This is a genomic window from Enterovibrio coralii, from assembly GCF_001559595.1.
Taxonomy (GTDB): domain Bacteria; phylum Pseudomonadota; class Gammaproteobacteria; order Enterobacterales; family Vibrionaceae; genus Enterovibrio; species Enterovibrio coralii.
The window spans coordinates 522,905-546,233 of sequence record NZ_LNTY01000006.1 but is presented as its reverse complement, the minus strand read 5'-3'; the positions used below and the strand labels follow the sequence as shown (position 1 = coordinate 546,233).

23 protein-coding genes and 2 pseudogenes are annotated in these 23,329 nt (G+C 47.7%); 10 read left to right on the top strand and 15 right to left on the bottom strand.

Annotated features, from left to right (window positions below):
• The first annotated feature begins 66 nt into the window (after positions 1-66).
• The 5 genes and pseudogenes from ATN88_RS03280 to ATN88_RS03260 all read left to right on the top strand — a co-directional run bounded on the left by ATN88_RS03280 (position 67) and on the right by ATN88_RS03260 (position 7,470).
• Positions 67-1,731, top strand: a complete 1,665-nt coding sequence (locus ATN88_RS03280; RefSeq protein ID WP_067411408.1) for a GGDEF domain-containing protein — start codon at positions 67-69, stop codon at positions 1,729-1,731.
• A 300-nt stretch (positions 1,732-2,031) separates the two neighbouring features.
• Positions 2,032-3,938: pseudogene (locus tag ATN88_RS03275) on the top strand (DEAD/DEAH box helicase).
• 142 nt (positions 3,939-4,080) lie between these two features.
• Positions 4,081-4,746 carry a cupin domain-containing protein gene (locus ATN88_RS03270; protein ID WP_067411405.1) on the top strand — a complete coding sequence of 222 codons (666 nt, stop codon included), beginning with the start codon at positions 4,081-4,083 and terminating at the stop codon, positions 4,744-4,746.
• Positions 4,747-4,987: 241 nt separating this feature from the next.
• A complete protein-coding gene (locus ATN88_RS03265) occupies positions 4,988-6,607 on the top strand; it encodes a sensor domain-containing diguanylate cyclase (RefSeq protein WP_067411402.1) in 1,620 nt (539 codons plus the stop codon).
• Between the two features lie 194 nt (positions 6,608-6,801).
• The gene (locus tag ATN88_RS03260; RefSeq protein WP_067411400.1) at positions 6,802-7,470 is read left to right on the top strand and encodes a class I SAM-dependent methyltransferase; all 669 of its coding nucleotides are present in this window, start codon (positions 6,802-6,804) and stop codon (positions 7,468-7,470) included.
• Between the two features lie 29 nt (positions 7,471-7,499).
• Here ATN88_RS03260 and ATN88_RS03255 read toward each other — a convergent pair whose 3' ends face one another.
• On the bottom strand, positions 7,500-7,706 hold the full coding sequence (locus ATN88_RS03255; protein ID WP_067411396.1) for a DUF3283 family protein: 207 nt from the start codon (positions 7,704-7,706) through the stop codon (positions 7,500-7,502).
• A gap of 151 nt (positions 7,707-7,857) precedes the next feature.
• On the opposite strand from ATN88_RS03255, the gene ATN88_RS03250 reads away from it, so the two are divergent.
• The gene (locus ATN88_RS03250) at positions 7,858-8,205 is read left to right on the top strand and encodes a transcription initiation factor IIB family protein (RefSeq protein ID WP_067411393.1); all 348 of its coding nucleotides are present in this window, start codon (positions 7,858-7,860) and stop codon (positions 8,203-8,205) included.
• Positions 8,206-8,267: 62 nt separating this feature from the next.
• On the opposite strand, the pseudogene ATN88_RS03245 reads toward ATN88_RS03250, so the two are convergent.
• The 6 genes and pseudogenes from ATN88_RS03245 to ATN88_RS26635 all read right to left on the bottom strand — a co-directional run bounded on the left by ATN88_RS03245 (position 8,268) and on the right by ATN88_RS26635 (position 12,514).
• Positions 8,268-8,935: pseudogene (locus ATN88_RS03245) on the bottom strand (glutathione S-transferase family protein).
• A gap of 14 nt (positions 8,936-8,949) precedes the next feature.
• On the bottom strand, positions 8,950-9,564 hold the full coding sequence (locus ATN88_RS03240) for a glutathione S-transferase family protein (protein WP_067411390.1): 615 nt from the start codon (positions 9,562-9,564) through the stop codon (positions 8,950-8,952).
• A 73-nt stretch (positions 9,565-9,637) separates the two neighbouring features.
• Positions 9,638-11,824, bottom strand: a complete 2,187-nt coding sequence (gene pdsS / locus ATN88_RS03235; RefSeq protein WP_067411386.1) for a proteobacterial dedicated sortase system histidine kinase — start codon at positions 11,822-11,824, stop codon at positions 9,638-9,640.
• Positions 11,821-11,910 (bottom strand): hypothetical protein, encoded by a 90-nt coding sequence (locus ATN88_RS26645; RefSeq protein WP_232312772.1) that lies wholly within the window; start codon positions 11,908-11,910, stop codon positions 11,821-11,823. The genes pdsS and ATN88_RS26645 overlap by 4 nt, the downstream gene beginning before the upstream one ends.
• Positions 11,886-12,092, bottom strand: coding sequence for a hypothetical protein (locus tag ATN88_RS26640; protein WP_232312781.1), 207 nt, complete (start codon positions 12,090-12,092; stop codon positions 11,886-11,888). The genes ATN88_RS26645 and ATN88_RS26640 overlap by 25 nt, the downstream gene beginning before the upstream one ends.
• Positions 12,093-12,106: 14 nt before the next feature.
• Entirely contained in the window at positions 12,107-12,514 is a 408-nt protein-coding gene (locus ATN88_RS26635; RefSeq protein ID WP_232312712.1) for a response regulator, read from the bottom strand.
• Between the two features lie 222 nt (positions 12,515-12,736).
• Here ATN88_RS26635 and pdsO point away from each other — a divergent pair, with 222 nt between their 5' ends.
• Both pdsO and ATN88_RS03220 read left to right on the top strand, forming a co-directional pair.
• On the top strand, positions 12,737-13,462 hold the full coding sequence (gene pdsO / locus ATN88_RS03225) for a sortase-associated OmpA-like protein PdsO (protein ID WP_067411383.1): 726 nt from the start codon (positions 12,737-12,739) through the stop codon (positions 13,460-13,462).
• A gap of 13 nt (positions 13,463-13,475) precedes the next feature.
• On the top strand, positions 13,476-13,925 hold the full coding sequence (locus ATN88_RS03220) for a GNAT family N-acetyltransferase (RefSeq protein WP_067411379.1): 450 nt from the start codon (positions 13,476-13,478) through the stop codon (positions 13,923-13,925).
• A gap of 81 nt (positions 13,926-14,006) precedes the next feature.
• Here ATN88_RS03220 and ATN88_RS03215 read toward each other — a convergent pair whose 3' ends face one another.
• From ATN88_RS03215 to ATN88_RS03205, 3 genes are all read right to left on the bottom strand, one after another.
• Complete coding sequence (locus tag ATN88_RS03215) at positions 14,007-14,489, bottom strand: methylated-DNA--[protein]-cysteine S-methyltransferase (protein ID WP_067411374.1); 483 nt, start codon at positions 14,487-14,489, stop codon at positions 14,007-14,009.
• Positions 14,490-14,562: 73 nt separating this feature from the next.
• A complete protein-coding gene (locus ATN88_RS03210) occupies positions 14,563-14,985 on the bottom strand; it encodes a DUF3010 family protein (protein WP_067411370.1) in 423 nt (140 codons plus the stop codon).
• 135 nt (positions 14,986-15,120) lie between these two features.
• Positions 15,121-16,275 (bottom strand): HD-GYP domain-containing protein, encoded by a 1,155-nt coding sequence (locus tag ATN88_RS03205; protein WP_067411367.1) that lies wholly within the window; start codon positions 16,273-16,275, stop codon positions 15,121-15,123.
• A gap of 456 nt (positions 16,276-16,731) precedes the next feature.
• Between ATN88_RS03205 and ATN88_RS03200 the strand changes: the two genes are divergently transcribed.
• A complete protein-coding gene (locus tag ATN88_RS03200; RefSeq protein WP_067411364.1) occupies positions 16,732-17,262 on the top strand; it encodes an NUDIX hydrolase in 531 nt (176 codons plus the stop codon).
• 53 nt (positions 17,263-17,315) lie between these two features.
• Here ATN88_RS03200 and ATN88_RS03195 read toward each other — a convergent pair whose 3' ends face one another.
• The 5 genes from ATN88_RS03195 to ATN88_RS03175 all read right to left on the bottom strand — a co-directional run bounded on the left by ATN88_RS03195 (position 17,316) and on the right by ATN88_RS03175 (position 22,334).
• On the bottom strand, positions 17,316-17,999 hold the full coding sequence (locus ATN88_RS03195; RefSeq protein WP_067411361.1) for a hypothetical protein: 684 nt from the start codon (positions 17,997-17,999) through the stop codon (positions 17,316-17,318).
• A gap of 142 nt (positions 18,000-18,141) precedes the next feature.
• A complete protein-coding gene (locus tag ATN88_RS03190) occupies positions 18,142-19,464 on the bottom strand; it encodes a DUF1501 domain-containing protein (RefSeq protein WP_067411356.1) in 1,323 nt (440 codons plus the stop codon).
• Positions 19,465-19,466: 2 nt separating this feature from the next.
• The gene (locus tag ATN88_RS28095) at positions 19,467-20,438 is read right to left on the bottom strand and encodes a DUF1800 family protein (RefSeq protein ID WP_269748096.1); all 972 of its coding nucleotides are present in this window, start codon (positions 20,436-20,438) and stop codon (positions 19,467-19,469) included.
• 5 nt (positions 20,439-20,443) lie between these two features.
• Positions 20,444-21,220 (bottom strand): DUF1800 family protein, encoded by a 777-nt coding sequence (locus tag ATN88_RS28090; protein WP_067411349.1) that lies wholly within the window; start codon positions 21,218-21,220, stop codon positions 20,444-20,446.
• A 214-nt stretch (positions 21,221-21,434) separates the two neighbouring features.
• The gene (locus ATN88_RS03175; protein WP_067411346.1) at positions 21,435-22,334 is read right to left on the bottom strand and encodes a lipid A deacylase LpxR family protein; all 900 of its coding nucleotides are present in this window, start codon (positions 22,332-22,334) and stop codon (positions 21,435-21,437) included.
• A gap of 121 nt (positions 22,335-22,455) precedes the next feature.
• Between ATN88_RS03175 and ATN88_RS03170 the strand changes: the two genes are divergently transcribed.
• Positions 22,456-23,307: a sulfurtransferase gene (locus ATN88_RS03170; protein WP_232312711.1), complete on the top strand. Its 852-nt coding sequence runs from the start codon at positions 22,456-22,458 to the stop codon at positions 23,305-23,307.
• Positions 23,308-23,329 lie beyond the last annotated feature (22 nt).

Genomic DNA, 23,329 nt, shown 5'->3' with positions numbered 1-23,329 from the left:
TGAATGCCAAATTAATTGTTGATGACAGAATAGTCAGACAAAACTTACAAAATGACGGTCTGTTTGATGGGAAATACTGAAACGCTTGCTTTGCCGGAAGAAACTGAAATCGAAGAATCGTTGGAACAGTGGTGTAAAACCATTTTTAACCGACTAGAAACGGAAACTGGTGCAATCAATCTCGCTCTTTTTGTCATCCCAGAAGATAAACCGTTACTCTGTGCCAGCCTCACAACGCAAGTGTTTCACTTTTATCCTGACTTCAGACCAGAAGAGGAATACGGTGGCTATTCCATCAATTGGGAAGAAGAAGCGCGTCGTTGCGAACGTGAATTTTCCTTAATTGGTGAAGTGCCAGTCAATGGTGTGTGGCGAAAAGAAAATGCGCTTTGGGAACACACGGTTCTACGATTAAAGAAAGGCAAGAAAACCCTTGCTTATCTCTTTATAGAAGCAGAATGCACATCTGGGGCACGGTCGTTTACACCACATCTCTTTGATTGGGTGTTCGAAGAAGCATACGAAAATCTAAACTGTTTGATCCTGCAGCAACAGCTCAAGCAAGTGAAGTTCGACAAGCACCAGAATGAACTCAATCTTGCGTTAAACAACCACCAACTAACCTCTCAGCTCTCCTATATAAAAAGCTTACACGAAATCTCTCTGCGTTTTACCAAAGCGACGACCATTCATGCGTTGTGCCGTATTGCGGTTGAACTTGGACGAAGCAAACTGCAGATAGACCGCATGGGGATTTTCCTTTGTGATGTCGACAAAGCGGAAATGTGGGGTACGTGGGGGACAGACATTGACGGCAATGTCGTAGACCGTTCAGATTTTCGCACGGAAATGCCTAACAACCTTTTTATGGAAGAGGCCTTTTCCAAACAGAATCAACTTATCGTTAAAGAAAACGTCCCGCTATATTTCGGTACCGAGCAGGTTGGGGTGGGCTGGAACATCATGATGGTGATGTGGGATGGTGATGATTGCATTGGTTGGTTAGCTGCAGACAACCTGCTGACGCAGTCTCCGCTAGACGCTCCCAAGAAAGAAGCGTTCAAGCTTCTCGCGGCCTCTGTATGTCAGAAAATCATCAAGCTCCGTGAGACGGAAGCGGCTGATGAAAGGTTTTATGCACTTCAAGAGCAAATCCGAGTGCAAGCTGAGCGTGATAGTGAAATTGAAAACCAACTCATCATGGCTCGTCAGCAGATGCGCTGGCTGAACATTCAAGACCCAAACAACGGCCTGCTAAATGCGAGCTATTTAACCATGGCAGCACCGACTTTTATTAAGTCAGCAAAGAAAAACAAAATGCCAGTGACAGTAGGCGTCATCTCGGTGGACTTCTATCAAGGGTATAAAAAGCGTTATGGGGTCGCATTGGCACGTCGTTTAATGCTTTCTATTGCCGACGACTTGAGGGGACACCTGAAAGATTTTGACGAGTATTTGTTGTGCGTAATAAAAGAGGGACAATTTGCCGTTCTAGTACAAACCCATGATGAGGTTTTGCTCAAAGACATCGCCACCAAAATAGTCGATGAAACGTACCATCGGAACATCGAGAATCTGGTTTCTCAGTATTATCAAAGGATCACATTGAGTGTGGGCGTGGCCTTTGATTGTGTTGGGATGCTTACCAAATCTAGCAACGTGTTAAAAAAAGCAGAAAAAGCCTGTTTGATTGCTGAGAAATTAGGGCGAAACCGCTTTTGCTTCGACTAATGAATTGGACGTAAGTGAGAACTTGGTGTCTGAAATAGCAGCGAAACGTTGCGTTATTAATCGTTTGCAGTCAAAAAGACAGCAGTCGTAGAAAGAATTGTGAAGTTGTTCAATTTTTTCTGGCTTTTTTTAGTTTACTGGCGCAGAATGCTGACCCTTATTGCCGAGGCCCATAGCGTTAGTTGCTGTTGCAGAGAGTAGGACGTCATTGTTTTTATTACATTGACCCTGCATCAGTAAGAAATAACAGTGCGAAACCGCTAGAAGGGCCCGTTACTTTTGTCTATATATTGGATCCCAATGCAAGATACTGTTACTGAATTTCGCCAGCTAGATCTGGCTGAAACCATCCTTTCCGCTCTTGACGAGATTGGCTTTGTTGCGCCAACTCCTATTCAGGCGGCTTCTATTCCTCTTCTTCTGACCGGTGTTGATGCACTGGGTAAAGCACAGACTGGTACCGGTAAAACCGCTGCATTCTCTTTGCCTCTGCTGAACAAACTGGACCTAGACCAGCGTAAACCACAAGCCATCGTAATGGCGCCTACTCGTGAGCTGGCTATCCAAGTTGCTGCAGAAGTTAAACTGCTTGGTAAGAAAATTGAAGGCCTGAAGGTTCTGGAAATTTATGGTGGTGCGTCGATCGTAGATCAAATGCGCGCACTGCGTAATGGTGCTCACATTGTTGTGGGTACTCCAGGTCGTGTTAAAGACCTGATCAACCGTGAACGTCTACAACTAGACGAAGTACACACATTCGTTCTGGATGAAGCAGACGAAATGTTGAAGATGGGCTTCGTTGACGACGTTACTTGGATCATGGAACAAGCTCCAGAAACAGCACAACGCGTTCTGTTCTCTGCAACTATGCCTCCAATGGTTAAAGAAATCGTTGATCGCTTCCTGCGTGACCCAGCTCGTATCGACGTAGCGGGTAGCAACCGTACTGTTGAGAAAGTTGAGCAACAATTCTGGGTTGTTAAAGGCGTAGAGAAAGACGAAGCAATGGCTCGTCTTCTGGAAACTGAAGAAACTGACGCATCAATCGTATTCGTACGTACCGTCAGGACACCGAGCGTCTGGCTGACTGGTTGTCAGCGCGTGGCTTCAAAGCTGCTGCTCTGCACGGTGATATTCCTCAGTCTCTGCGTGAGCGTACTGTTGATCATATCAAACGCGGCGTAATCGACATTCTGGTTGCGACTGACGTTGTTGCTCGTGGTCTTGATGTGCCACGTATTACACACGTATTTAACTACGACATCCCATTCGATGTTGAGTCGTACATCCACCGTATCGGTCGTACTGGCCGTGCAGGTCGTGCGGGTAAAGCGATCCTTCTGGTTCGTACTAACCAAATCCGTATGCTGCGTACTATCGAGCGTGTTACTTCAACGCGCATGGAAGAAATCCAACTTCCAATGCGTGACAAAGTAGCAGAAGCGCGTCTGACCAAACTGGCTGCTGAACTGCAAGAGCAGAAAGAAGGCGAGAGCCTGGAAGCATTCGTTGGTCTGATCGAGAAACTGCAAGAGCAGATCGAAGTTGACACTGCGACTCTGGCGGCAATGCTGCTTCAGCGTCAGCAAGGTAAGCGTCCTCTGTTCTACCACGGTCCAGACCCAATGGTAGCAGCGCTTGAGCGTGAAAGCCGTCGTCGTAGCGAACGTGGTGAGCGCGGTGAGCGTGGCCCACGTGACGGTAACCGTGAGCGCGGTGAGCGTCGTAGCTACAATGCTGCTGATTGGGACACGTACCAACTGCAAGTTGGCCGTGACCAAGGCGTACAAGTTAAAGACATCGTTGGCGCAATCGCAAACGAACTGGGCTTGGAGAAGCAATTCATTGGTTCTATCAAGCTGGCTACTGGCCACACTTACGTTCAACTGCCTAAGAAGATGCCAAAAGAAATTCTGGGTCAACTGAAGCAACTGCGTATTCGCCAGAAAGCAACTGATGCACAGCTGGTTGAAGGTCATGTAGACATGTCTCCACCACGCCGTCGTAGCGGTGGCGATCGCAACGGTGGTGACCGTGGCAACCGTCGTTTTGACGACCGTGGCCCACGTGGTCCTCGCGGCGACCGTGATGGCAACCGTGGCCCTCGTGGTGACCGTAACGGTGAGCGCGGCGAGCGTCGCTTCAACCGTGACCGTGGTGGTGAGCAGCGCTCATTCCGTGGTGAACGTCGTCACAGCGAAGCTTAATCATCGAAAAGCCGGCGAAAGCCGGCTTTTTTCTTTTCTGTCCTACAAAATTGATACCCCAACGTTCTAACGTTTGGGACGAATCACTCTTACAGTCATTGCTATATTTTTGATTCAGCGTTCCTTTTTGAGGACTGCTTTTATGCTGAATATGCAATTCGACCAACGCATCATCATCGATACTCTCAATAGCGACTGGCAGTCATCGCCTAGTTCAGGTGTGACACGAATTCCTCTTTCTCGTGAACATGAGGAACGAGGGCATGCGACCAGCATCGTTAAGTATGACGCTAACAGCCATTTCCCTGAGCACGACCATCCGCTTGGTGAAGAGATTCTGGTGCTGAGTGGTACCTTGTCTGATGAACACGGCGACTATCCCGCTGGAACCTATTTAAGAAATCCTCCCGGATCTTCTCATTCACCCTATAGCAGAGAGGGCTGTACGCTCTTCGTAAAGCTTCACCAGTTTTCCGCCAACGACCATCATTCCGTGCGAATTGACACGAAATCTGATGAAGGTTGGATAGATGCTCAAGGACACCTAAAGATGTTACCGCTCCATGAGTTTAATGGAGAACAAGTCGCGATGATTCGATGGCCAGCGGGTCAACACTTTTTCTCCATTTCACATTTTTGTGGCGAAGAAGTCTTGGTGCTGGAAGGAGAGTACCGAGATGAGTTTGGTCGCTATCCCGCGGGCACCTGGATTCGCAATCCGCACATGTTTGAATACAACCCTTTCGCCGAAGAAGACACCTTGCTTTGGGTGAAAGTCGGTCACCTTCCTTACCCGCATTCATTATAACTAATGGGAAATAGTGACGCTGTCACATTTGAATTTATGTGTGATAGCATCAGTGAGACCTCGTGTTAATCTCGCGTCTTTTTTGAAAACAGTCACTTTTCTAAGAACTATTCGCAAGACGTAAAATTGAGACAAATGTCTGTCTCGCATGCCGCTAGTATATTGCTTGAGTGCAAAGCCCTTGGAAGAGCATGCACCTAGTTTTGCATTTTCTGTTAGGACATGGACACGGCTATTCAGAATGTTTAAAAGTCAAAGCCCGAGTCAGTTGCCTTATTTCGATTTGGCTCCTGTACCAATGCTGCTCATTAATGAACAAGGGGAAATTGTTCATATAAATGGAGAAGGCTTCAAACTTCTGCGCTCTGTAGTGAGTGAGGACATCGCTACGTTTGACGGTTGTGTTTCTCGTCGACAATGGGCTGAAGTGAAGTGCTTCTTTGACGTGTCTTCAACTAATCAACATGAATCCATCTATCGCAATGTCGTCGTCCTAAACGGGCAGACAGGTATTCACCTTTTGAGTGTCACGCTGGCCTCAACGCATCCCAATAAACTTTTTATCGCGTCCTTCTCGCCGTACACCGAACAAAATGATCAGGAAATATGTATAGATCAAATGCCTATGAGCATGGCGATCGTCAATGAAGAAGGGCGTTTTGAGCAAGTTAATTCGGCGTTCTGTCATCTCGTTGGTTATCAGGAAGAGGCTCTGAGAAATGTGAAAGAGGACGAGCTCTCCTTCAACTCGGACGCTAATTCGGAAAGGCCGCTAAGGCAATGCCTCGCCCAAAACAACCGTTCTCAGTACAGCGTTGAAAAACGCTACATTCACAAAAACGGTCATCACATTTGGGTGAGAACGTACGTTACTCGCCTGGCACCACCCGGAAAGCCGCAGCGTTACATTGTGGCCGTTGTGAACATTCACGAAGAAAAGCAACTGCAAGAAGTCATTTCGACCTCGGAGAGGCGATTCCGTGCCATTGCTGAAAATGTCAGCTCCGTCGTTTGGATCTCTGCGCCCGATCCAATGCGTCTGCTCTACGTCAACAAATGCTATGACACAGTATGGGAAGAACCTGTCGAAAAACTTTACAGTGATCCTCGGGCTTTCTTAAACCGGATCCACCCTAATGACAGGGATCTTGCTGCTGAAATGCGTTTTTCTCCGCAAACGGACTCTTGGAGTATCAATTATCGCCTCGTGTTTCCAGACCATAGAGTTAAACACGTGAGGGATAGCGGGCATTGCGTTTATGACGGGAACGGAGACCTCATTTATCGGGTCGGTACGCTAACAGATATCACTTACGAAATAGACCAACGTGACAATATGATGGTGATGGCGAAGAAACTGCGAGACCTCGTAGACTTCGATACGTTGACAGGCATTAAGTCTCGACACGCCATCATGACGGATGTTGAGGACGCATACCATCAGTATGGTCAAACCGGCGATCCATCCGTTTTAGTCTATTTTGACGCGAACGGATTCAAAGCGATAAACGACACATACGGGCATGAAGTAGGCGATAGGGTATTGATTTCAATCGCTGATCATCTCTCTAGCAATATTCGAGATACAGACGTTGCCGGTCGGATTGGTGGTGATGAATTTGTCGTCTTACTTCGCCATGCGGCGGAGAAAGAGGTGCCGCAAATTCTAGAGCGACTGAGTGGTGAGATCACGTCTCCGGGTCTTCCTGAGGACGTGAAAATTTCGTTGAGTCTCGGTGCGGTTGAGTTGACGTCTGAAATTGATTCCGCGGAGCAATGGCTTAGCAATGCAGATGGGTCAATGTATGAAAACAAGCGTAAATTCAAACGCGCAAGCCACCCCTTGATGCGATCAGTCTGATCCTTCCTATATTCGTATGGTTTACTAACATATTGACGAACTTCGCACTTATTTCGATGTGCACAAATCAGCAAAGTAAGAGTGTAAACAAGTATTAGAACTTTATGCTGATATGCTTCGGTTGTTTTTAAAATGAGACACATCTCTGTATTGCATCGGCGTATTCTCTTAGTTGAATAACAGGGGGATTAGCCATGCAGAGCGTAGTAGAAGTATTCGGAACCGCACTTGCCAGCTATTATAATGGCAACAAGTCAGGGAAGCTCATTGTTAGGGAAAACAATGGTACGTCAGTCATCCCAACGTCAGATTTCTTTCGCCGACCGGAAGATGTGGCGACGGATCGAATCGCCCTGTCTTACTGTCGCAGAAGCGTTTTAAACATCGGTGCGAGCAGCGGTGAACATTCACTGTTTCTTGTCGCAAAAGGCATCAAGGTTATCTCAATAGATAACTCACCCATCGCCTGTGCAATCATGCATCAACGTGGTGTTCCTTCTGTTATCTGTGGTCATTTGTTCGACCAACACCCCATGTTTGACCGCACTTTCACTTGGCTTGCTCTGCGTGGCGTGGTTGGGCAACTTGGGCACATTCGTAACTTTTTCCATTTCCTCGACCTAGCACATCGTAATCTGTATCCCGGCGGGCGACTCATTTTGAGTTCCGAAAACTTGCGCTATGAAGGCTATCGAACTCGTCACCTAACGTTTGAATTCGACGGAAGAGTCAGTGAAGAGGTGCCGTGGTTTGATATCGGTATGTCGACGCTTCGCCAGATTGCAGACAGCAAGAATTTTAACTGCCGTATTGTTTACTGCGATGACAGTAACAAATACGTGGCGTTGCTAACTAAACGATAAGTGGTAAGTGACAGACAAGAAAATGGGGCTTAGAGCCCCATTTTTTTTGAATACTTTTCAACGCAATCTATGAAGTGTGCACGTTCATCTTCATTCGCAATGGCCTTTGCCTGCTCTGCGAGAATGCCTCTTTCTGCCAGTGAGTTTTTTACCTGCCAAACCGCATAAGATGCTTGTTTGTCGAGTTCGATTTTTTGTTTTTCATCAGGTGGCAGCAGGGCAAGGTTGTAGCTCATGGTAACTCTCTTTTGTGTTTGACCGCGATACGATAGCGAAGAGTAAGCGAAACGACAAGAGCTTACCGTCAGCTTACCTCTCACTGACATAGTTTATCGTTTGCTAACGTAACATCCATGTATCCAATAGATAGGTTCTAAGCGAGGAAACATGGAATTTACCTATCACGACCGTCAGACAATTTACGATGCGTGGATGTCTTACAAAGCGAAATTGCGAATCACACAAATCGAAATGGCAAAACGTCTGGGCATTAGCCAACTCGACTTCTCAAAAACACTGAGGGGTGATGTGCCAATGGAGCGCGGGTTCGTTTATCGCTTCTGTAACGAAATTGGTCTGGATCCTGAGCTGTCGCTACCCAGTCTAAAAAACAACAAACCTTTGCAGCAGGGTGGTCCAATTGTCATTAAGACCTCTTTCGTCGTCGACGGCACGGTATCGAAAGTTGAATACTCAGATAACCAAGTCTTTATAGAGTTCGTTAAGCAAGCTTAAAAAAAGCCATCTCAGGATGGCTTTTTGGTGTTTAAGTTAAAGTGACTGCAACTAAAGTGCCGTTACTTGGTCACCATTTTCGAAATCTGCTTGGCGCGTTCTTCATCTGACAACTCAGACGGCGGTGGCACCAAAATGCCTTTCTGACAGGCTGGACGCTCAGCCAGTTCGTCTACCCAGCGTTGAAGATGTGGCAACCCTGAAATATCAATGCCGCTCCATTCGTGAATTCTTACCCAAGGCCAGGTGGCGATATCCGCGATCGTGTATTCGTCGCCAGCAAGATACGCATTGTTTTCCAATTGACCGTTCATGACTTCAAACAGTCGTCGTCCTTCATTTTGGTATCTTTCAATGGCCGCAGGGATTTTTTCTGGGAAGTAGCGATAGAACACATTGGCTTGACCCATCATCGGTCCCACACCACCCATTTGGAACATCAGCCATTGGATGACTTGGCTGCGTTTTTTAGGATCTAGCGGCAAGAACTTACCCGTTTTTTCAGCGAGATATAACAAGATTGCGCCAGATTCAAACACGGCGAAATTGTCGTTTTCCCTGTCTACGATGGCGGGGATCCGCCCGTTGGGATTGATGGCAAGAAGTCAGGTTTTTTCTGATCTTTTGCCATCAAGTCGAGTGCATGAAGTTCATACGGCAACCCCATTTCTTCAAGTGCGATAGAGATCTTGTGTCCGTTTGGTGTGCCTGCAGTGTAGAGCTCAATCATGATAACACTCCTTTTTACGAATCTTTGAATGCGTCACGTTGACCGATTTTTTCCATCCACGCTTTGATGGCTGGATAGGAATCATCAATGTGGATATCCATGTTCTTGATAAACTGGCACATGATGAAAGCAGATATATCAGCCACAGAGAAATGCTCACCCGCCAAATAGGGCGACGCTGACAGTCTGTTTTCTAGTACCGGCAAAAACTCGATGACACGTAGCTTTGACTCTTCGCCCCAAGCTTCAACACAACGCTCGCGGTCGCTATAGATACCAGTGAGGTTTCGTAACGCTTGAAAGGCGGTGAAGAGGCCCTGTAACTCGACGATGCGGTTCCACATTTCTACTTTGCCGATTTCTTCAGGCGTAGAACCGAATAGGTTATGGTCGGTGGGGAAGGCCGCATCTAGGTATCTGCAAATGGCAATGGATTCAGAAATGGTTGTGCCATCATCAAGCTCAAGCATAGGAATGCGTCCATTCACGCTCTTGGCTTTGTACTCGTCTGTAATGTTTTCACCACCTCGAATATCAACGTCTACACGTGGTATCTCAATGCCTTTTTCAGCGAGAAATAGGCTGACGCGTCTTGCGCTGGGTGCCGGTGCTTTTTCGTAGAGTTTCATTAACCACTCCCTGTTTTTGACGACAAAACCAAGCACGCCAGTGATGCAGACTTTGCGTGCTTGGCTATTAAGTTTACGCCAGAGGAAGAAGGACGGTGACGACAACACCTTCTTTATTAGATCGATTAGAAATAGTCAGGTCACCACCGTGGAATTCCGCGACCAATCGCGCGATGTACAACCCTAATCCCAAATGCGGTTTATCTGACTTCTGGCGTTCATTACGTACTGAGACCATAGAGTTGAGTAATTGATTTCCCATATTTTCTGGCAATAAGGGACCAGTGTTCGAAACCGTGATGCATGCCATGTCTTTTCGTTGTGTGAGATAGACATCGATTTGCGTATCGGGCGTTCGAAACTCGACGGCGTTGGCCACCAACTTATCAAGCAGTTGAGCGACATATTCAGGCACGCCGTTTGACCCATAGTTGCCTTCGGTCACTTTTAGTGAGAATGCTTGTTCGGGATAGGCATACTCATAGCCTTGTACGCAGCCTTCAATTACCTTGTCGAGCGGATAGGCCACTTTTTCGGCATGTTCAAAGCTTTGCTCTAAGCGCGTGGCTTCTGTCATGCTCGAAAGGATGGTAGCAAGTCGGCTCACGCCTTCCTGCGCACGGTCGATGTAACGCTGTTGATCGTCATCTTGGGTAACGAAAGACAAGTTTTCGAGAGACGAACGAACAACGGCAACAGGCGTGCGCAGCTCATGTGACAAGCTCGAAGACATCTTTTCCAAGTAACTGTTGTAGTCAGAGAGCCGTGTCACCATGGTCGACAAGGTACGCGAAAGGTCGCCAATCTCATCGGCACTGGCAATCGGCTCTAACTGATGCTTCACACGCCCTTGTGGGTCGATGGCACTCTCTGCATCATCGCGCAGTTTTCTAACGCGACGGGAAATGTGAGAGCCAAACAGAAGCAGAACGATGACACCAGTACATATCACCGCAAGTAGAACGTTGAACAATTGTTCCAGTGCCTTGTTGCGCAGTGTTTTAATGCCTTTGGTGGTTTCTTCAACCACGACTGCGCCAATGACATCACCATGAACCTTAATAGGATATGCAGCCGAGAGAATCATCTCACCTTGTTCTGGTGTAACACGCCAATTGGCATAAGGCCGGCCTAGCAGGGCCTGTTGAACATCAACGCCACGCACAATAGCCGCACTTTGCATGGCATCGACAATCTCCTCTGGTGGCCTTTCGAGCAATTGATAGTAAAGCGGATTGAGTAAATGCGTTTGCAACCAACCCATCACGCCTTCAGGTGCATCTTGGTACTTAATCGTGGTTTCCCATACGCCATTGGCCGATTGCAGGTCTCCGGCCTTGGCGAGTACGCGCCCGTGCTTATCGACCACCCAAACAACGGAAGATCCATCTTCCATATCAGACAGCACTTTTTCGATTTTGGGTGATGGCACCAAGAAGGTGCCGAGCGTTTCGGCACTTCGCGGATTTGATGTCGCGATAATGGTTTCAACATCACGATTAAATCTGTCGTTTACGTTGTAGTAGGCGAGGCTAAGCTTTTCACCAATCAACCAACCCGGTAATGCCAGTTCAATGGTGTAACCTGTCGCGGTTTCTTGCCACCATGCTTTAATCGCATCAGAAGGGAAATTGTGCTCGTAATCCGCAATGTCTGTGTCTATCAGCGTGACATCCGCTTTGCCGCTACGGCTTGCAGTGACGGCGTAACGTTTTAGTTCGCCTTCAGGTGTGGTTAGCGTGATGACAAGGTGATCATTTCTGTCGATGCGAAGTGAATCTTCACGATGAAGTACGGGATTTTTATCCGTCACTTCCACCAAGGCGTAAACGTCATGTCCATCGCTACCCAGAGAGAGGTCAAAGTTCACCTCATCGTGGTTATACGGTGTGCGACTAAACAGCACATACGGATCGCGGTACTGGGTAGTATGCGCGCGATATCGCTGCCAATCCAATGCAGACCCATCAAGGTCAATCGGCGTTTGAAGTGCCAGCGCATAAAGGTCTTTGCCTTCCTCGAGTCTTGGCTTGGTGTTGAGTTGTCGTTCAAACAATTCTGGCTGTTGATTCAGAGCCATAGAAAAAGCGCGAGCCGAGCCCATTAGGGTTTGCTCTTGCCCCTGACGCAACACGTTTTCTAGTTCCCAGACATAGTTGTAGCCAATCAGCGGGAGTAACAGCAGTAAACCCGACAACAGCACCACTTTGGTTCTGATGCCGGAAAGCACATGCCAGACACGAGAGAGCAGGGTTCTCATTTATTGCTGTCCCAGCGATAACCCATGCCGTAAACCGTATCGATATGATCAAAGCTGTCATCTAGCGCGATGAATTTCTTGCGAATACGCTTAACGTGAGAAGTGATGGTGCTGTCATCAACACCACATGTGCTTCTTGCATCAAGTCTTGGCGGCTTCTTACATGGCCTGGACGTTTTGCCAGCGCATGAACCAGCCAAAACTCAGTAACGGTGAGGTCGACAGTGTTTTCATCCCACTTCACTTGCATGCGATTCAAATCAAGCAATAGCTTTCCACGTTCTAGGATGGATTCGGTTTCTGCCGAGCTTGGTTCAAGAGATCACTGCGCCTAAAGAGAGCAGCAATACGCGCCATCAAATGGGGCAGAGACACATCTTTGGTGAGATAATCATCAGCACCCATGCGAAGGCCAACCACGGTGTCGATGTCGCTGTCTCTGGCGGTCAAGAAGATGATGGGCAAAGTTGCAGACATTGCCCGCAGGGATTGGCAGAGATGAAAGCCGCCGTCGATTTCGTCAGCCAACCCGATATCAATAATGGCGAGATCAGGCAGACGCTGTTTGAATCCGTCTTCTGCATCTGGTCGATTGGCATATGTTGATACGGCATAACCTTGCTTTCTAAGCACGTCGGCGTAGTTTTCGCGAATGGCGGGTTCATCTTCAACAATGGCGATACGTTTCATTTTTACTCAATTAATCAAACAGTAGATAGAACGACTATACCGCAAAAAACGGGCGGAAAAAGGGGTTCGCGGCGAATAAGGCAAAAGCCATTTTTTTGCCACAATTGCCCCGCACATTGCCTTTTTTGCTCCCACAGCATGCCATTTTGGCTTGGTTTAATGACCTCATCGAAACAAGACACGGGTAATACACCCACCCCTTATCAGGATGAGGAAATCAAAATGAAAAAACTGAATAAAACGCTAGCTGCTATCTCCCTCGTTATCCCAATGGCTTTTTCAACGGCGTATGCGAGTGAACAGAGCTACCAAACAGAGAGTGATTCAACGGTTGGGCTTATCGGTTTTGGTGGTGGTGCAGCTTTAGGTGCAGTGATCGGTGGCCCAGTGGGGGCAGTTGCTGGTGCGGTTGTTGGTGGTTTGATTGGACAGGTCGCCACCTTTGAAGAAGAAAACAAAACCCAGGCTGAGTTGATCACGCAAATGCAGGATGAAAACCAGCGCCTGAATTCATTTAAAGAGCTTTACGCAGAAAATGAGATTGAAATCGCTACGCTGAAAGCTGCGATGCAAGAGCGAAACGTCGAGCTAGATTTGGCGATGGATATTCAGTTCCGCACCAACTCGTCTGAGATTGAACCGCATTTCCAAAAGCAGTTAGACGAAGTTGCTTACTTCATGCAACAACAACCTGATGTTCAATGGGACTTAGAAGGACACGCAGATGTGCGTGGTAATGAAGACTACAACCTGACGTTGTCACAAAAGCGTGTTCAAGCGGTGTTCGATTACTTAGTCGAGCAGGGCGTTGACCCAGCACAGTTAAGCGCAACCGCATATGGCGACCAACTGGCCATTGAAACCGATGGCGACCGTGAAGGCTACTTCTTTGACCGCCGTGTAAGCCTGCGCTCCGTGACTGGCGCGACTGAAACCGCGAGCTACTGATATGGAGCAGTCCATGGATATTCGACCAGCAACGGTGGAGGATGCAGAGCGCATTAATGCGCTCTGCGAAACCCTCGGCTATCCCGCAACACTCGAAGAAACGGAAGCGCGCATTGAGCGTGTTATGAAACGGGAAAGCGACGGTATTTTGGTGGCAGAGCTTTGCAACATGGTCGTGGGCTTTGTGACCTATCATGTTGTTGATGTCGTGCATGATGGCACGCCTTGGGGACGCATTTCTGCCATAGCAGTAGATGAGAACTTCAGGGATATGAGTATAGGAAAACAGCTTTTAGAAAACGCAGAAGCGCAGTTAAAACGAAACCATTGTCTGCGCATTGAAGTAACGAGCCACATTAGCCGTGAAGAGGCGCACGGGTTTTATCTTCACCTTGGTTATCGGATTACGCCTCTTCGATTTATCAAGCTGCTGGCACAACGTATGTTGGTGGCTGCGAGCTGAGAGCTAAGTGTTGAAAGCAAAGTGCTGAAAGCCAAGCACAGTTGCTGCTCGAATCTTTTTCTCTCGAATCCCTTTAGGTTGTTAGCGCGCCATTTTCTCTTCATGCGCTAACAGCCATTCTTTGGCTGAAAGGCCACCCGCATATCCGGTCAGCTTGCCATTTTTACCAATCACACGGTGGCACGGAACAATAATCGCAATAGGGTTTTGCCCATTGGCTGCGCCAACGGCGCGTGACGCAGTGGGCTTGCCAAGCAAGTGTGCCAAATCACCATAACAACGTGTTTCACCAGCGGGGATAGCTTGCAGGAGTGTCCAAACGGATTGCTGAAATGCGGTCCCTTGAAGGTCTAACGCGACATTGAATTCGACGTTTTCACCGGCAAAGTAACGATCTAGCTGTTCGACGGCATCGATAAACTTGGAGGCGTCTTCTATGTGTTCATCAGACACAGGGACGTCGTATTTGAATTCCGGTAAGGAAAGAGACGTAAGCCCTTTGTCAGTGGCGGTGAGCGTAATGGTGCCAAGCGGGGAAGAATAGCGGTGCTGGTATTTCGCCATGAGAACATCCTTATTTTCTGGCGTGTAGAGCGGAGAGAAAACAGGCCGCAAGTAGCGGCCTGTTTTGGAAAGATTACTTATTCAAGTATGCGCAAGCAACTTGGAAAGCAGGCTCTTGGAATTGCTTCAGACCTACTTCTTTCATTGAAACCATTACAGGGTTGCGCTTCAGTGACTCTTTCATTGCTGCAGCAGTGAACACTTCACACTCTAGGGATTCAATCAGTTGCAGTGCTGCTTCCATTTTGAAGCCGACTGCGCTGCCTGCGAATTTACCCTTCATTGGACGCTCGCGGATAACAATTTTGTCCACTTTGTAGTCGTCCATCAGTTTTACAAACTGACGTTGGAACTGACGGATTTGCTCAGTGCTTGCGCCATCAGTGATGGTGAACTTGCGTGCACGGCAATCTGGCACATCAAACAGGCCTTGGCTTAGATCTACTAGACAGATGTTCGCTTCATTGCTTTTAAAGTCGACGCCACAAACTCGCATTTTTCTTATTCCACATGTAAATGAGCGAAACATTATAAGCAAACCAAGACGGTTGGTCATGCAATAACATGAGAATAACGTGCGACTGGCGGATTTTAGTGCAGTTAAGGGGAGTGATAGAGCGGATACAGCGACTTAGCGGAAGTCGCTGAAGGATTTCTTGAGTTTTGCTTCGGTGATACCGCGGATGATTTTCAAATCAGGACGCTTTCGTAAATCTACGTATTCCACTTCACGGAAAGCTTCTGTTCTTGCGGAGTAAAACAGCTTCACGGTTGGCGTCATCAGATCGTCTGGGTTTTCTTTGCATACCAATCCAACGCGTCCGTTACTCAGTTCAACCACAGAACCGATCGGATAGAACCCAATGCAGCGGATAAATTTCTTCAGCAGGTCAGGGTCAAGGTGGAAAGGGGTCAACCCGATCATGATCTTGAATGCTTCAGAAGGAGAAAGTGCAGGCTTGTAACAACGTTCAGCAGTTAATGCATCATAGATGTCAACGATACACGCCATGCGCCCGATTTGCGTCAGTTCATCACCTTTCAACCCATTTGGATAGCCGTTACCGTCAATTTTTTCGTGGTGCATTAAACTCACGTCTTTGCTGGTCTGGGGCAAATCGAGCATGCTGTCGAGCACAGGTTGAGAAAGGGTTTGGTGCTCCTTCATGTGAAGGAATTCTTCGTCGGTTAGCTTGCCAGGTTTGTTCAGCACTTCATCACGCACCAGAATTTTTCCGATGTCATGAACCAGACCGCCGATGGCAAGTTCTTCCAGTGTGGTTCTGTCTAATTCGAGAAAGCGCCCAAAGTTTACGAGGTGAAAGGCGACATTCATCGAGTGTTCAAGCAGGTAAGCACTCTTCTCGCGAATACCGCTTATCCAAAGCACGGCATCACGACGCTCGAAGATGTTATCTACGATGTCGGAGCTCACTTCTTTAACCGGCTCAATATCAACAGGCTTGTTTTCATAAATATCGGTGAGCAACTTACTAAGCTGCTTCTTTGACGTATCAACAAGCTCCTTGGCAGAGCCGAACTCATCGTTACCGTTAATCGAGGAGTGTTTACCGACTTTGGTAGCGTGATAACGAATGTCTTCGTCTGAGGTGATTTGGTCGGCATCGACGTACACGAACAGCACGCCTTTATTGCGCAGGTTGTCTATGGTTTCTTGGCGTCGGATGAAGCCGGGTTTCTTCATTTTTGTACGGGCATGCTGAGATTCGATCTGCTCGACGTACATACCTATCTCAACGTTATCAATGGCGACTTTCTGCAGCATTGATGAGGGCTCCGTATACAGAAATGTGTTGCTGTTCTTAGTGAGTGAACGTGTGATCTGCCAATCGCAAAATGAGAGCGAAAATGCACCTAGTCATGAATATAACTATATACAAAATACGAAAAAATGGTTCATTTTAAAGACAAAGTAATCATTTTGTTACAGTTATACCGTATGTATCACCATAAGTGATGATTTCTTCAGCAAAACCATATGCATCTACTTTCTTGAAAAACCACCAAATAATTGTGCTTTTTGGCTATTTTGACCCTAACTTGCATATGTGAACGAGAACGCCGCGAAAATTAAGGTGTGGTGTATTTTAATTTGGTGTTACGAAAACGCAAGGCCCGGACTCTGAATTGGTCGTTACAGCGAATACCTATTGCTGTCTGCCGCTAGCTTATATAGAGTGCGCGTTGATTTTTCACAGCGTAAGCGTAACAGGTCAGTTCCATGCAAGTTCTCAAAACCGCCATGCATTCCGATGTTTTGCCATTAGAAGGTAAAACCATGTTCCACCGACGTGCAGCACGCGCCATTGTGCTCCGTGGTGAGGATATTCTGCTGTTGTTCACCGAGCGTTATTACGACTACTCGTTGCCGGGTGGTGGCGTTGATGAAGGCGAAAGTGAATTAGAAGGCATGATCCGTGAACTTCAGGAAGAAACCGGCGCGAAGAACGTGCGAAACATTGTTCCTTTCGGGGCTTACGAAGAATATCGCGTTTGGTATAAACCTGAGTTTGACGTGATGCACATGATCTCACATTGCTTCTATTGTGATATTGACGAAGAGCTCGGTGAAGTAGCGTTTGAAGAGTACGAAGTGAAAAACGGTATGCGCCCAGTCTGGATCAACATTCATGAGGCTATCGCGCACAACAAGCACACGTTGGAAAATAGCGAGAAAAAAGGTCAATCGTTAGAACGCGAGATTTTCTTGCTAGAAAAGATTGCAGAGAACATCACCAAGCTTGCGTCGTAATCGATGAAGTTTGAAAAAGGCGGCACTAACGGCCGCCTTTGTTATATCTGGCACTACCACTTGTCATCGTCAACACTTCCAAAATCATCATCAGTCAGTGAAATGTCGTCATCATCTGATGACCAAAAACGCTCTTCTATTCCGCTTTCCTGCAGTTCTTCTGCGAGGGAAGACATCTGCTGTTCAAGGTCATCTGTCATTGAGCCGATGTCATTATCGCTAAGGTCAATCCCATAAGGGTTGCCCCCAACATCAACGCTGCCAATACCGCTTACTATCGGCAAGCCAGTCGCTGGGTTAATGTCTAAATCCGTATCCTTGAGTTCATCGAGGAGATCGTTGTCGTCGCTCAAAAGAGTGTCACCAAATACATCGTCATCATCAAAGGCAAAACGCAGGTTTGGTTCTAACACCTTATCGGTATCGGAAGTCGTTTCTCCCAACATTGTATCCGCAGTGGCAATGCCAGCGGTTGTGCCTACGATTAAGCCGATATCAAGATCCTCAAGATCTGAGTCACGCCTTTCTTTGCGACGTTTTCTAAGATGATGTCGCATACAGCCACGTTCTGACGAACGACTAAACTGCACATCTCCAACAAGATCTTCTGTTTCCCGCTTGGCTCCGGCACTTAAGGTACTAAACAGGATGCCGCCAATGATACCGCCGGTAAACATCCAGACAGGTCCAGCGATCGCGCCAAGCGCGCCACCAATAAAAAATCCCAAAAAGCCCATTCAAATCATTCCTTTTCTGTGGCACTTAATGACTCAAGTATTGACGATTTGAGAATTCGTGAGGTGGTTGAAAATTGGAAACGCGAAAGAAAAAAGCCATTTACCCCCTTCAGCAAATGGCTTTTCGTCTGTTAGCTTGGTTTCACCACAGAGAGTGGTTCAAACAGCGCGTGGTTAGGGAAGGCGAGGCTGATGGTGCTATCCGATGCGCCCAACCATCTTGCCAAACTGATATGAACCTGATCAGCCGCAACTCGCGGAAGTAAGCGACCGCGTTCAACCGTATCAGGCCATCGACCGTGTAGTCAGGCCATGTGCCAATGAAGTTTGAACCATCAATTGGACCGCCCATAATGAGCTGGTGGCCGCCCCAACCATGGTCTGTACCTGTGCCGTTTGCAGGAATACGACGACCAAAATCAGACAGGGTGATTGTGATGACGTTGTCGTGAAGGCCCAGTTCTTTGAGGTGGCTGTTAAATGCCGCCATGGCGTCACTGAGTTCGGTGTACTTGTCATCAAGCGTTCGGTTCTGATCAGCATGCGTATCGAAGCCAGCGAGTCTCAAGAAGAAAATCTGAGTACCTTGATTCAACTCGCCACTTTTTCGAATTAAACGCGAAGTGATGCGAAATTGTGTACCCAAGTTCGTATCGGGATAAAGCGGAGTATCTTCTTCATCGGGGATACTTTTGATCACATTGATCAAAGTATTCGCCACATGCATGGAGTCTTTACCCACCGAGGTTAAGGTTTGATCGAATGCATCACCAGAAAGCGAGTGGAAGTAGTTATCTAGCGCATCCAAGGTATTCGCATTCGCGTTAAGTTTGGCGATATTCTCTCCACGAATGATGTTTTGATTCAACGTCTGAGCGCGCAGCAACTGGGCATCTCCCGCGTGGCTGTATAGTGGAGCCAAATTTTCGCCAGTTTGTTCATGATGCAAAACGTCCATTAATCTGCCAGCCCAACCCGTTGTGAGGTTGTGGCCAACAGCTCCTTTTGCCCATTCGTTCTTCTGCGAGTTATGCGAGAACAAGAAAGGCGGTAGTCGGTGACCTTGCGTTTCTGCTTCTTCCTTGGTTAGTGGCTCACGCAAAATACCGCTGTTGACGATAACGGTGCCTTCGCCGTTACCAAATACCTCGGCCAGTTTGGTCATTTTTGGATGGAGCCCCAAGGAGACGGGCTGGTTGTCTCTGCATACGCCAGACGCAGGAATTGGCAACAACGCGTCATGCGCAAGGGCGATGTCTGGGCGCAGGTCATGGTAGGTTTGATAGTGCGAAACGCTGGTTGGTACCACCATGTTTGCAGAGTCGTTACCGCCATCAAGCATCACACAGACCAGTGCTTTATTTGCACCACCAGCTGATGCAAAACTCAACGGTGAAGACAAAACACTAGGTGCTGCAACGGAAAGCACGGTTAGGTTTTTTAGAAAATCACGACGAGTAACCATGCTTACCTCTGGATAAGAAATTCTGGGCTAGTAACAACAAGGGTGAGTGCAATCGCCACCTTGTTTTGGAAAATCCGCTCTGAAGCAATGCCGTTTTCTATAGCAGTTCTGAGTTCATGGCTCATGTTGCCGCCTAAGAATCGCTGATTAATCAGATCAGGTAGCACGTCAGGATCGTCTGATTTCGCCGCATCAAAGTAAGGATCTAAATCGAGGTAAACGCCGTTATCACAACGGACGGATTCGCCCTCTGGCTTGTAAACACGTGAGAAACGTGGACGAAGAGCGTTCTGATACGCGATAAAACCCGCCCAAGGTAAGATTTCAAATTCTGGGGCCAGTAAGTTAGCGTCGGAAAGTGACCCGCTCGGGCTGAAGTCCGGTGAATAGAAATTAAATACCGAGGTCGCAGCCAGTGGGCCTTGTGCGATATGGTGGAATATCTCATTGGTATCGAGAGGCAAAGCATCTTTCCCTCCATACGTTTTCGCATCGAGAATACGGAAGACTTCTGCAATCGCAAGAATGGGTTCTTTTAACTTGGCGACAGGATAACGGTTTGGATCGCTGGAACCATTCAGTGCTTCTTCATCCAGCCAAATGGCTGCGAACACACTTTCCATATCTCCGCGAACGCCCTGACCATTATTGTTAAACACGTCGGCAACACGTGCGATGTACGCAGGCGAAGGATTAGACGTTACGAGACGTTGAATTAGGTGTCGCGCGACGAAAGGGCCAGTATTTGGATGCTCAAAGAGAATATCGAGGACATCTTGCACATCTTTGAGAGGTGTCTGTCCGGCAGGCAATGTGTGTCCCAACACGGTTTTCTCACCGTCATCGTGCCAGCTTCCCCATTTGTCTGAGCCGGGTGTCATGGGCTGAATCAACCCTTTGCCATCGATAGGGCGGTTAGTGTCTGGGTCAATGACGCGATCTGAATATGTCCAGCCACTGAATGCGCGTGCAATTTCTTCTACGTCGGTTTGGCTGTAGGTATAGATTGGGTTGCCATGCTATCTAACTTAGCTGAGCCATCTTGCTCTAGCTGATATAGGCCGATAGTAAACAACTGCATGACTTCACGGGCGTAGTTCTCATCTGGATACGTACCGCGCTTCGGGTTGTGCTTTTTGCTGTTGACCATGCTCAAGTAGCTGCCCATTGCAGGGCTTAAGGTGACGGCTTCTAAAAGGTCACGATAGTTACCAAAAGCATGTTGTTGCAGAATGTCGTAATAGGCCGCCAGACTTTGAGGGTGTCGGCCGATATAGCTAAAGCGTCGGCTAACAACGAGGATTTGGCTCAACGCAAAGGTGGCGCGCTGACGAAGTTGATCGTCGCCATACAGCATTTGATCCCACCAAATACCATCACGGGCTGCACTCATACTTGGTTTAATAAACCCACAATTCGAGGGTGGCACAGTCGCATCAACGGATGGCATTGCCGCTTCTAACGTTTGGCGATGAGAAATGGTAGGAAGGTTAAACTGCTGCTCCATCCAATTGATATAACCCAAACGCTCAATCTCAGCGATTTGATGAGCTGATGCTCCTGCTGTCGCACGCTGAATAAAACTGCGTTGCTGTTCGTTGGTCAACGAAGAGGGCGCGTTATCCGGTAGCCATGAAGGAGGTGTTGACGGCGTTGTTGTTCCAACGTTTCCGTCATTATTTTCGCTGCTACCTTCACCGCCACAACCCAAAAGAATTGTCGACAAAATAGCCGCCAAAATGCGTTTTCTTTGCATGCTTTTTCTCGATGCATTTTTAAGGACGGCGAAATCTAGGGAGACTGAAGAACCACGTCAATAGCGTTGTTCAATATTGTGAATGGATATCAAAATCCAGCACAAAGTTGTGGTTTTTTTGCGGATTATTAAGGGTGAATACTTAAGTAAAGCTTGTTGGGAAAAGATAAGGGAAAAGTATGCCGGACAGGGCATCCGGCATGAGAGACTCAAATCAGTAACGGTAGAATACGGTCACGTTACCAAAGCTGTGATGGTCGCGTTTTGATTGCTCAAATTGCTTTGACTCCATCGTCACAGACAAGGTGGCACCCCAGTTTTGGTTGTACCATGCCAAGCCTGTTGAAATTGCGCCTTGCGTATTCTCTACTGTCGTCGTTGCGTTCGCCGCTGGTTTGTCACCTTCGATGGTGATGTCATCAAAACGGTATCTTGCTTCTAGCGTGGTGTAGAAGAACATGCCTTGCGTGCTGTGGCTTAGCATACTGACGTCAACGTTATTGCCTGGAATAACGGTGGTTGAGCCTAGTGTGCTGCCAAGATCCAAACCATAACGGTACGTCATGCCTGCAGCTGCTTCACTTTGGAAGTTACCTGCCTGACCACGACCATAAACACTGAATTCACCCAAAGAAGAGCGAGAAACCAGTTGGTGCGCTTCAAGGCTCAGTTGGTACACGAACTCATCATAAATCTGATAGTCCCAACCTTGAGGATCCGGTGAGCCTACGATTGTGTGTACGATATCCTGAGCTTCTTCAGAATTTGAGCTTGGACCAACAGTACCGAGCATCAAACCCGCTTTGTAAGCATTGGTGTCGTTTTGGTGATACGTGCGGCCTTGGAGGTAAAGCAAACCAGCATACGCGCGCTCATTTGTCTGTGGGGTAGCAACTTCAATATCAGACGGTGTCCACATCTGATTGCCAATTTCTACACTGTATCCAATTGTGCTTGGGTCTGAAGACCAGCGCAGGAATAAACCACTGGTATATTCACGGTCTGTACCCAATATCCCATCATTGTCTACTGACAAGGAAACCGTTGCCGCTTGAAGAGGAAGGCTGACCAGAGACGCAAGAATGGCGGCTCCGAGAAAACTGCGAGTAAACATAAGATCCTTAGGAGAAAAAACAGGCTGTTTTTATTGCTAAATGGGTGATTTTCATCGTTAATGGAGCACATGCTAAACCATTCGGTGTGGTGTGGCGATAGTCGTTGTTAAGGAGAGTGACTTGAAACTAATAAATAAGCCGCTGGTATCGGTTGATTGGCTGAAAAGCAATCTGAATGCGCCTTCTTTGAAGCTGGTGGACGCCAGTTGGTTTATGCCGGGTACCCCACGAGATGGATTTGAAGAGTGGAAACAAAAACGTATTCCGAGCTCAGTCTATTTCGATTACGACAAGCGCATCTGTGATCATTCCTCATCTCTGCCACACATGCTGCCAACTGCAGCTTTCTTCGCTGAAGAAGTCAGCCTTCTGGGTATCAATAACGACGACGATATTGTTGTCTATGACAGTGCGGGCATTTTCTCTGCGCCACGCGTTTGGTGGATGTTTAAAGTGATGGGACATGAAAATGTTGCTGTACTCGATGGTGGATTACCTGCTTGGGAAAACGCAGGCGGTGCGATCGACACCTCTGCCCCTTCGGCTATTGCACCATCAACGTATGTGGCGACGTTTGATGCATCACGTGTTATCGACAAGCATGCTTTGCTCGATGGCTTGACCAATGGCTCTGTTAACGCGATTGATGTGCGTCCGCACGAACGTTTTTTAGGGTCGGTGCCAGAACCTCGCCCGGGTGTAAGAAGTGGGCATATGCCAAATGCGGTTAACTTACCGTTTGCGAGTTTGTTGGAAGAGGGCAAGTTCAAAGCAGAAGGCGTGTTGGCAGAATTGATTGAGGATGCAATTGATGATGACAAACGCAATGTTGCTTCATGCGGTTCTGGTGTGACGGCATGCATTATCGCGCTGGCAAGTGAGCAAGCTTTGAATAAGCCTGTAACGGTTTATGATGGTTCATGGACAGAATGGGGCGGCGACCACGATCTGCCCATTGTCCAAGGTGAGTAACTCGCGTTAGCGCGACAGCACT

What these genes read in the sequence shown, in the direction of transcription:
- ATN88_RS03220 (WP_067411379.1), top strand. Translation starts at nt 13,476, where the DNA reads ATGGATATTCGACCAGCAACGGTGGAGGATGCAGAGCGCATTAATGCG.
- ATN88_RS03200 (WP_067411364.1), top strand. Translation starts at nt 16,732, where the DNA reads ATGCAAGTTCTCAAAACCGCCATGCATTCCGATGTTTTGCCATTAGAA.
- ATN88_RS03265 (WP_067411402.1), top strand. Translation starts at nt 4,988, where the DNA reads ATGTTTAAAAGTCAAAGCCCGAGTCAGTTGCCTTATTTCGATTTGGCT.
- ATN88_RS03240 (WP_067411390.1), bottom strand. Translation starts at nt 9,564, where the DNA reads ATGAAACTCTACGAAAAAGCACCGGCACCCAGCGCAAGACGCGTCAGC.
- ATN88_RS03255 (WP_067411396.1), bottom strand. Translation starts at nt 7,706, where the DNA reads ATGAGCTACAACCTTGCCCTGCTGCCACCTGATGAAAAACAAAAAATC.
- ATN88_RS26635 (WP_232312712.1), bottom strand. Translation starts at nt 12,514, where the DNA reads ATGAAACGTATCGCCATTGTTGAAGATGAACCCGCCATTCGCGAAAAC.
- ATN88_RS28090 (WP_067411349.1), bottom strand. Translation starts at nt 21,220, where the DNA reads ATGCAAAGAAAACGCATTTTGGCGGCTATTTTGTCGACAATTCTTTTG.
- ATN88_RS03195 (WP_067411361.1), bottom strand. Translation starts at nt 17,999, where the DNA reads ATGGGCTTTTTGGGATTTTTTATTGGTGGCGCGCTTGGCGCGATCGCT.
- ATN88_RS03175 (WP_067411346.1), bottom strand. Translation starts at nt 22,334, where the DNA reads ATGTTTACTCGCAGTTTTCTCGGAGCCGCCATTCTTGCGTCTCTGGTC.
- ATN88_RS03215 (WP_067411374.1), bottom strand. Translation starts at nt 14,489, where the DNA reads ATGGCGAAATACCAGCACCGCTATTCTTCCCCGCTTGGCACCATTACG.
- ATN88_RS03270 (WP_067411405.1), top strand. Translation starts at nt 4,081, where the DNA reads ATGCTGAATATGCAATTCGACCAACGCATCATCATCGATACTCTCAAT.
- pdsO (WP_067411383.1), top strand. Translation starts at nt 12,737, where the DNA reads ATGAAAAAACTGAATAAAACGCTAGCTGCTATCTCCCTCGTTATCCCA.
- ATN88_RS03280 (WP_067411408.1), top strand. Translation starts at nt 67, where the DNA reads ATGGGAAATACTGAAACGCTTGCTTTGCCGGAAGAAACTGAAATCGAA.
- ATN88_RS03190 (WP_067411356.1), bottom strand. Translation starts at nt 19,464, where the DNA reads ATGGTTACTCGTCGTGATTTTCTAAAAAACCTAACCGTGCTTTCCGTT.
- ATN88_RS03250 (WP_067411393.1), top strand. Translation starts at nt 7,858, where the DNA reads ATGGAATTTACCTATCACGACCGTCAGACAATTTACGATGCGTGGATG.
- ATN88_RS03260 (WP_067411400.1), top strand. Translation starts at nt 6,802, where the DNA reads ATGCAGAGCGTAGTAGAAGTATTCGGAACCGCACTTGCCAGCTATTAT.
- ATN88_RS03210 (WP_067411370.1), bottom strand. Translation starts at nt 14,985, where the DNA reads ATGCGAGTTTGTGGCGTCGACTTTAAAAGCAATGAAGCGAACATCTGT.
- ATN88_RS03205 (WP_067411367.1), bottom strand. Translation starts at nt 16,275, where the DNA reads ATGCTGCAGAAAGTCGCCATTGATAACGTTGAGATAGGTATGTACGTC.
- pdsS (WP_067411386.1), bottom strand. Translation starts at nt 11,824, where the DNA reads ATGAGAACCCTGCTCTCTCGTGTCTGGCATGTGCTTTCCGGCATCAGA.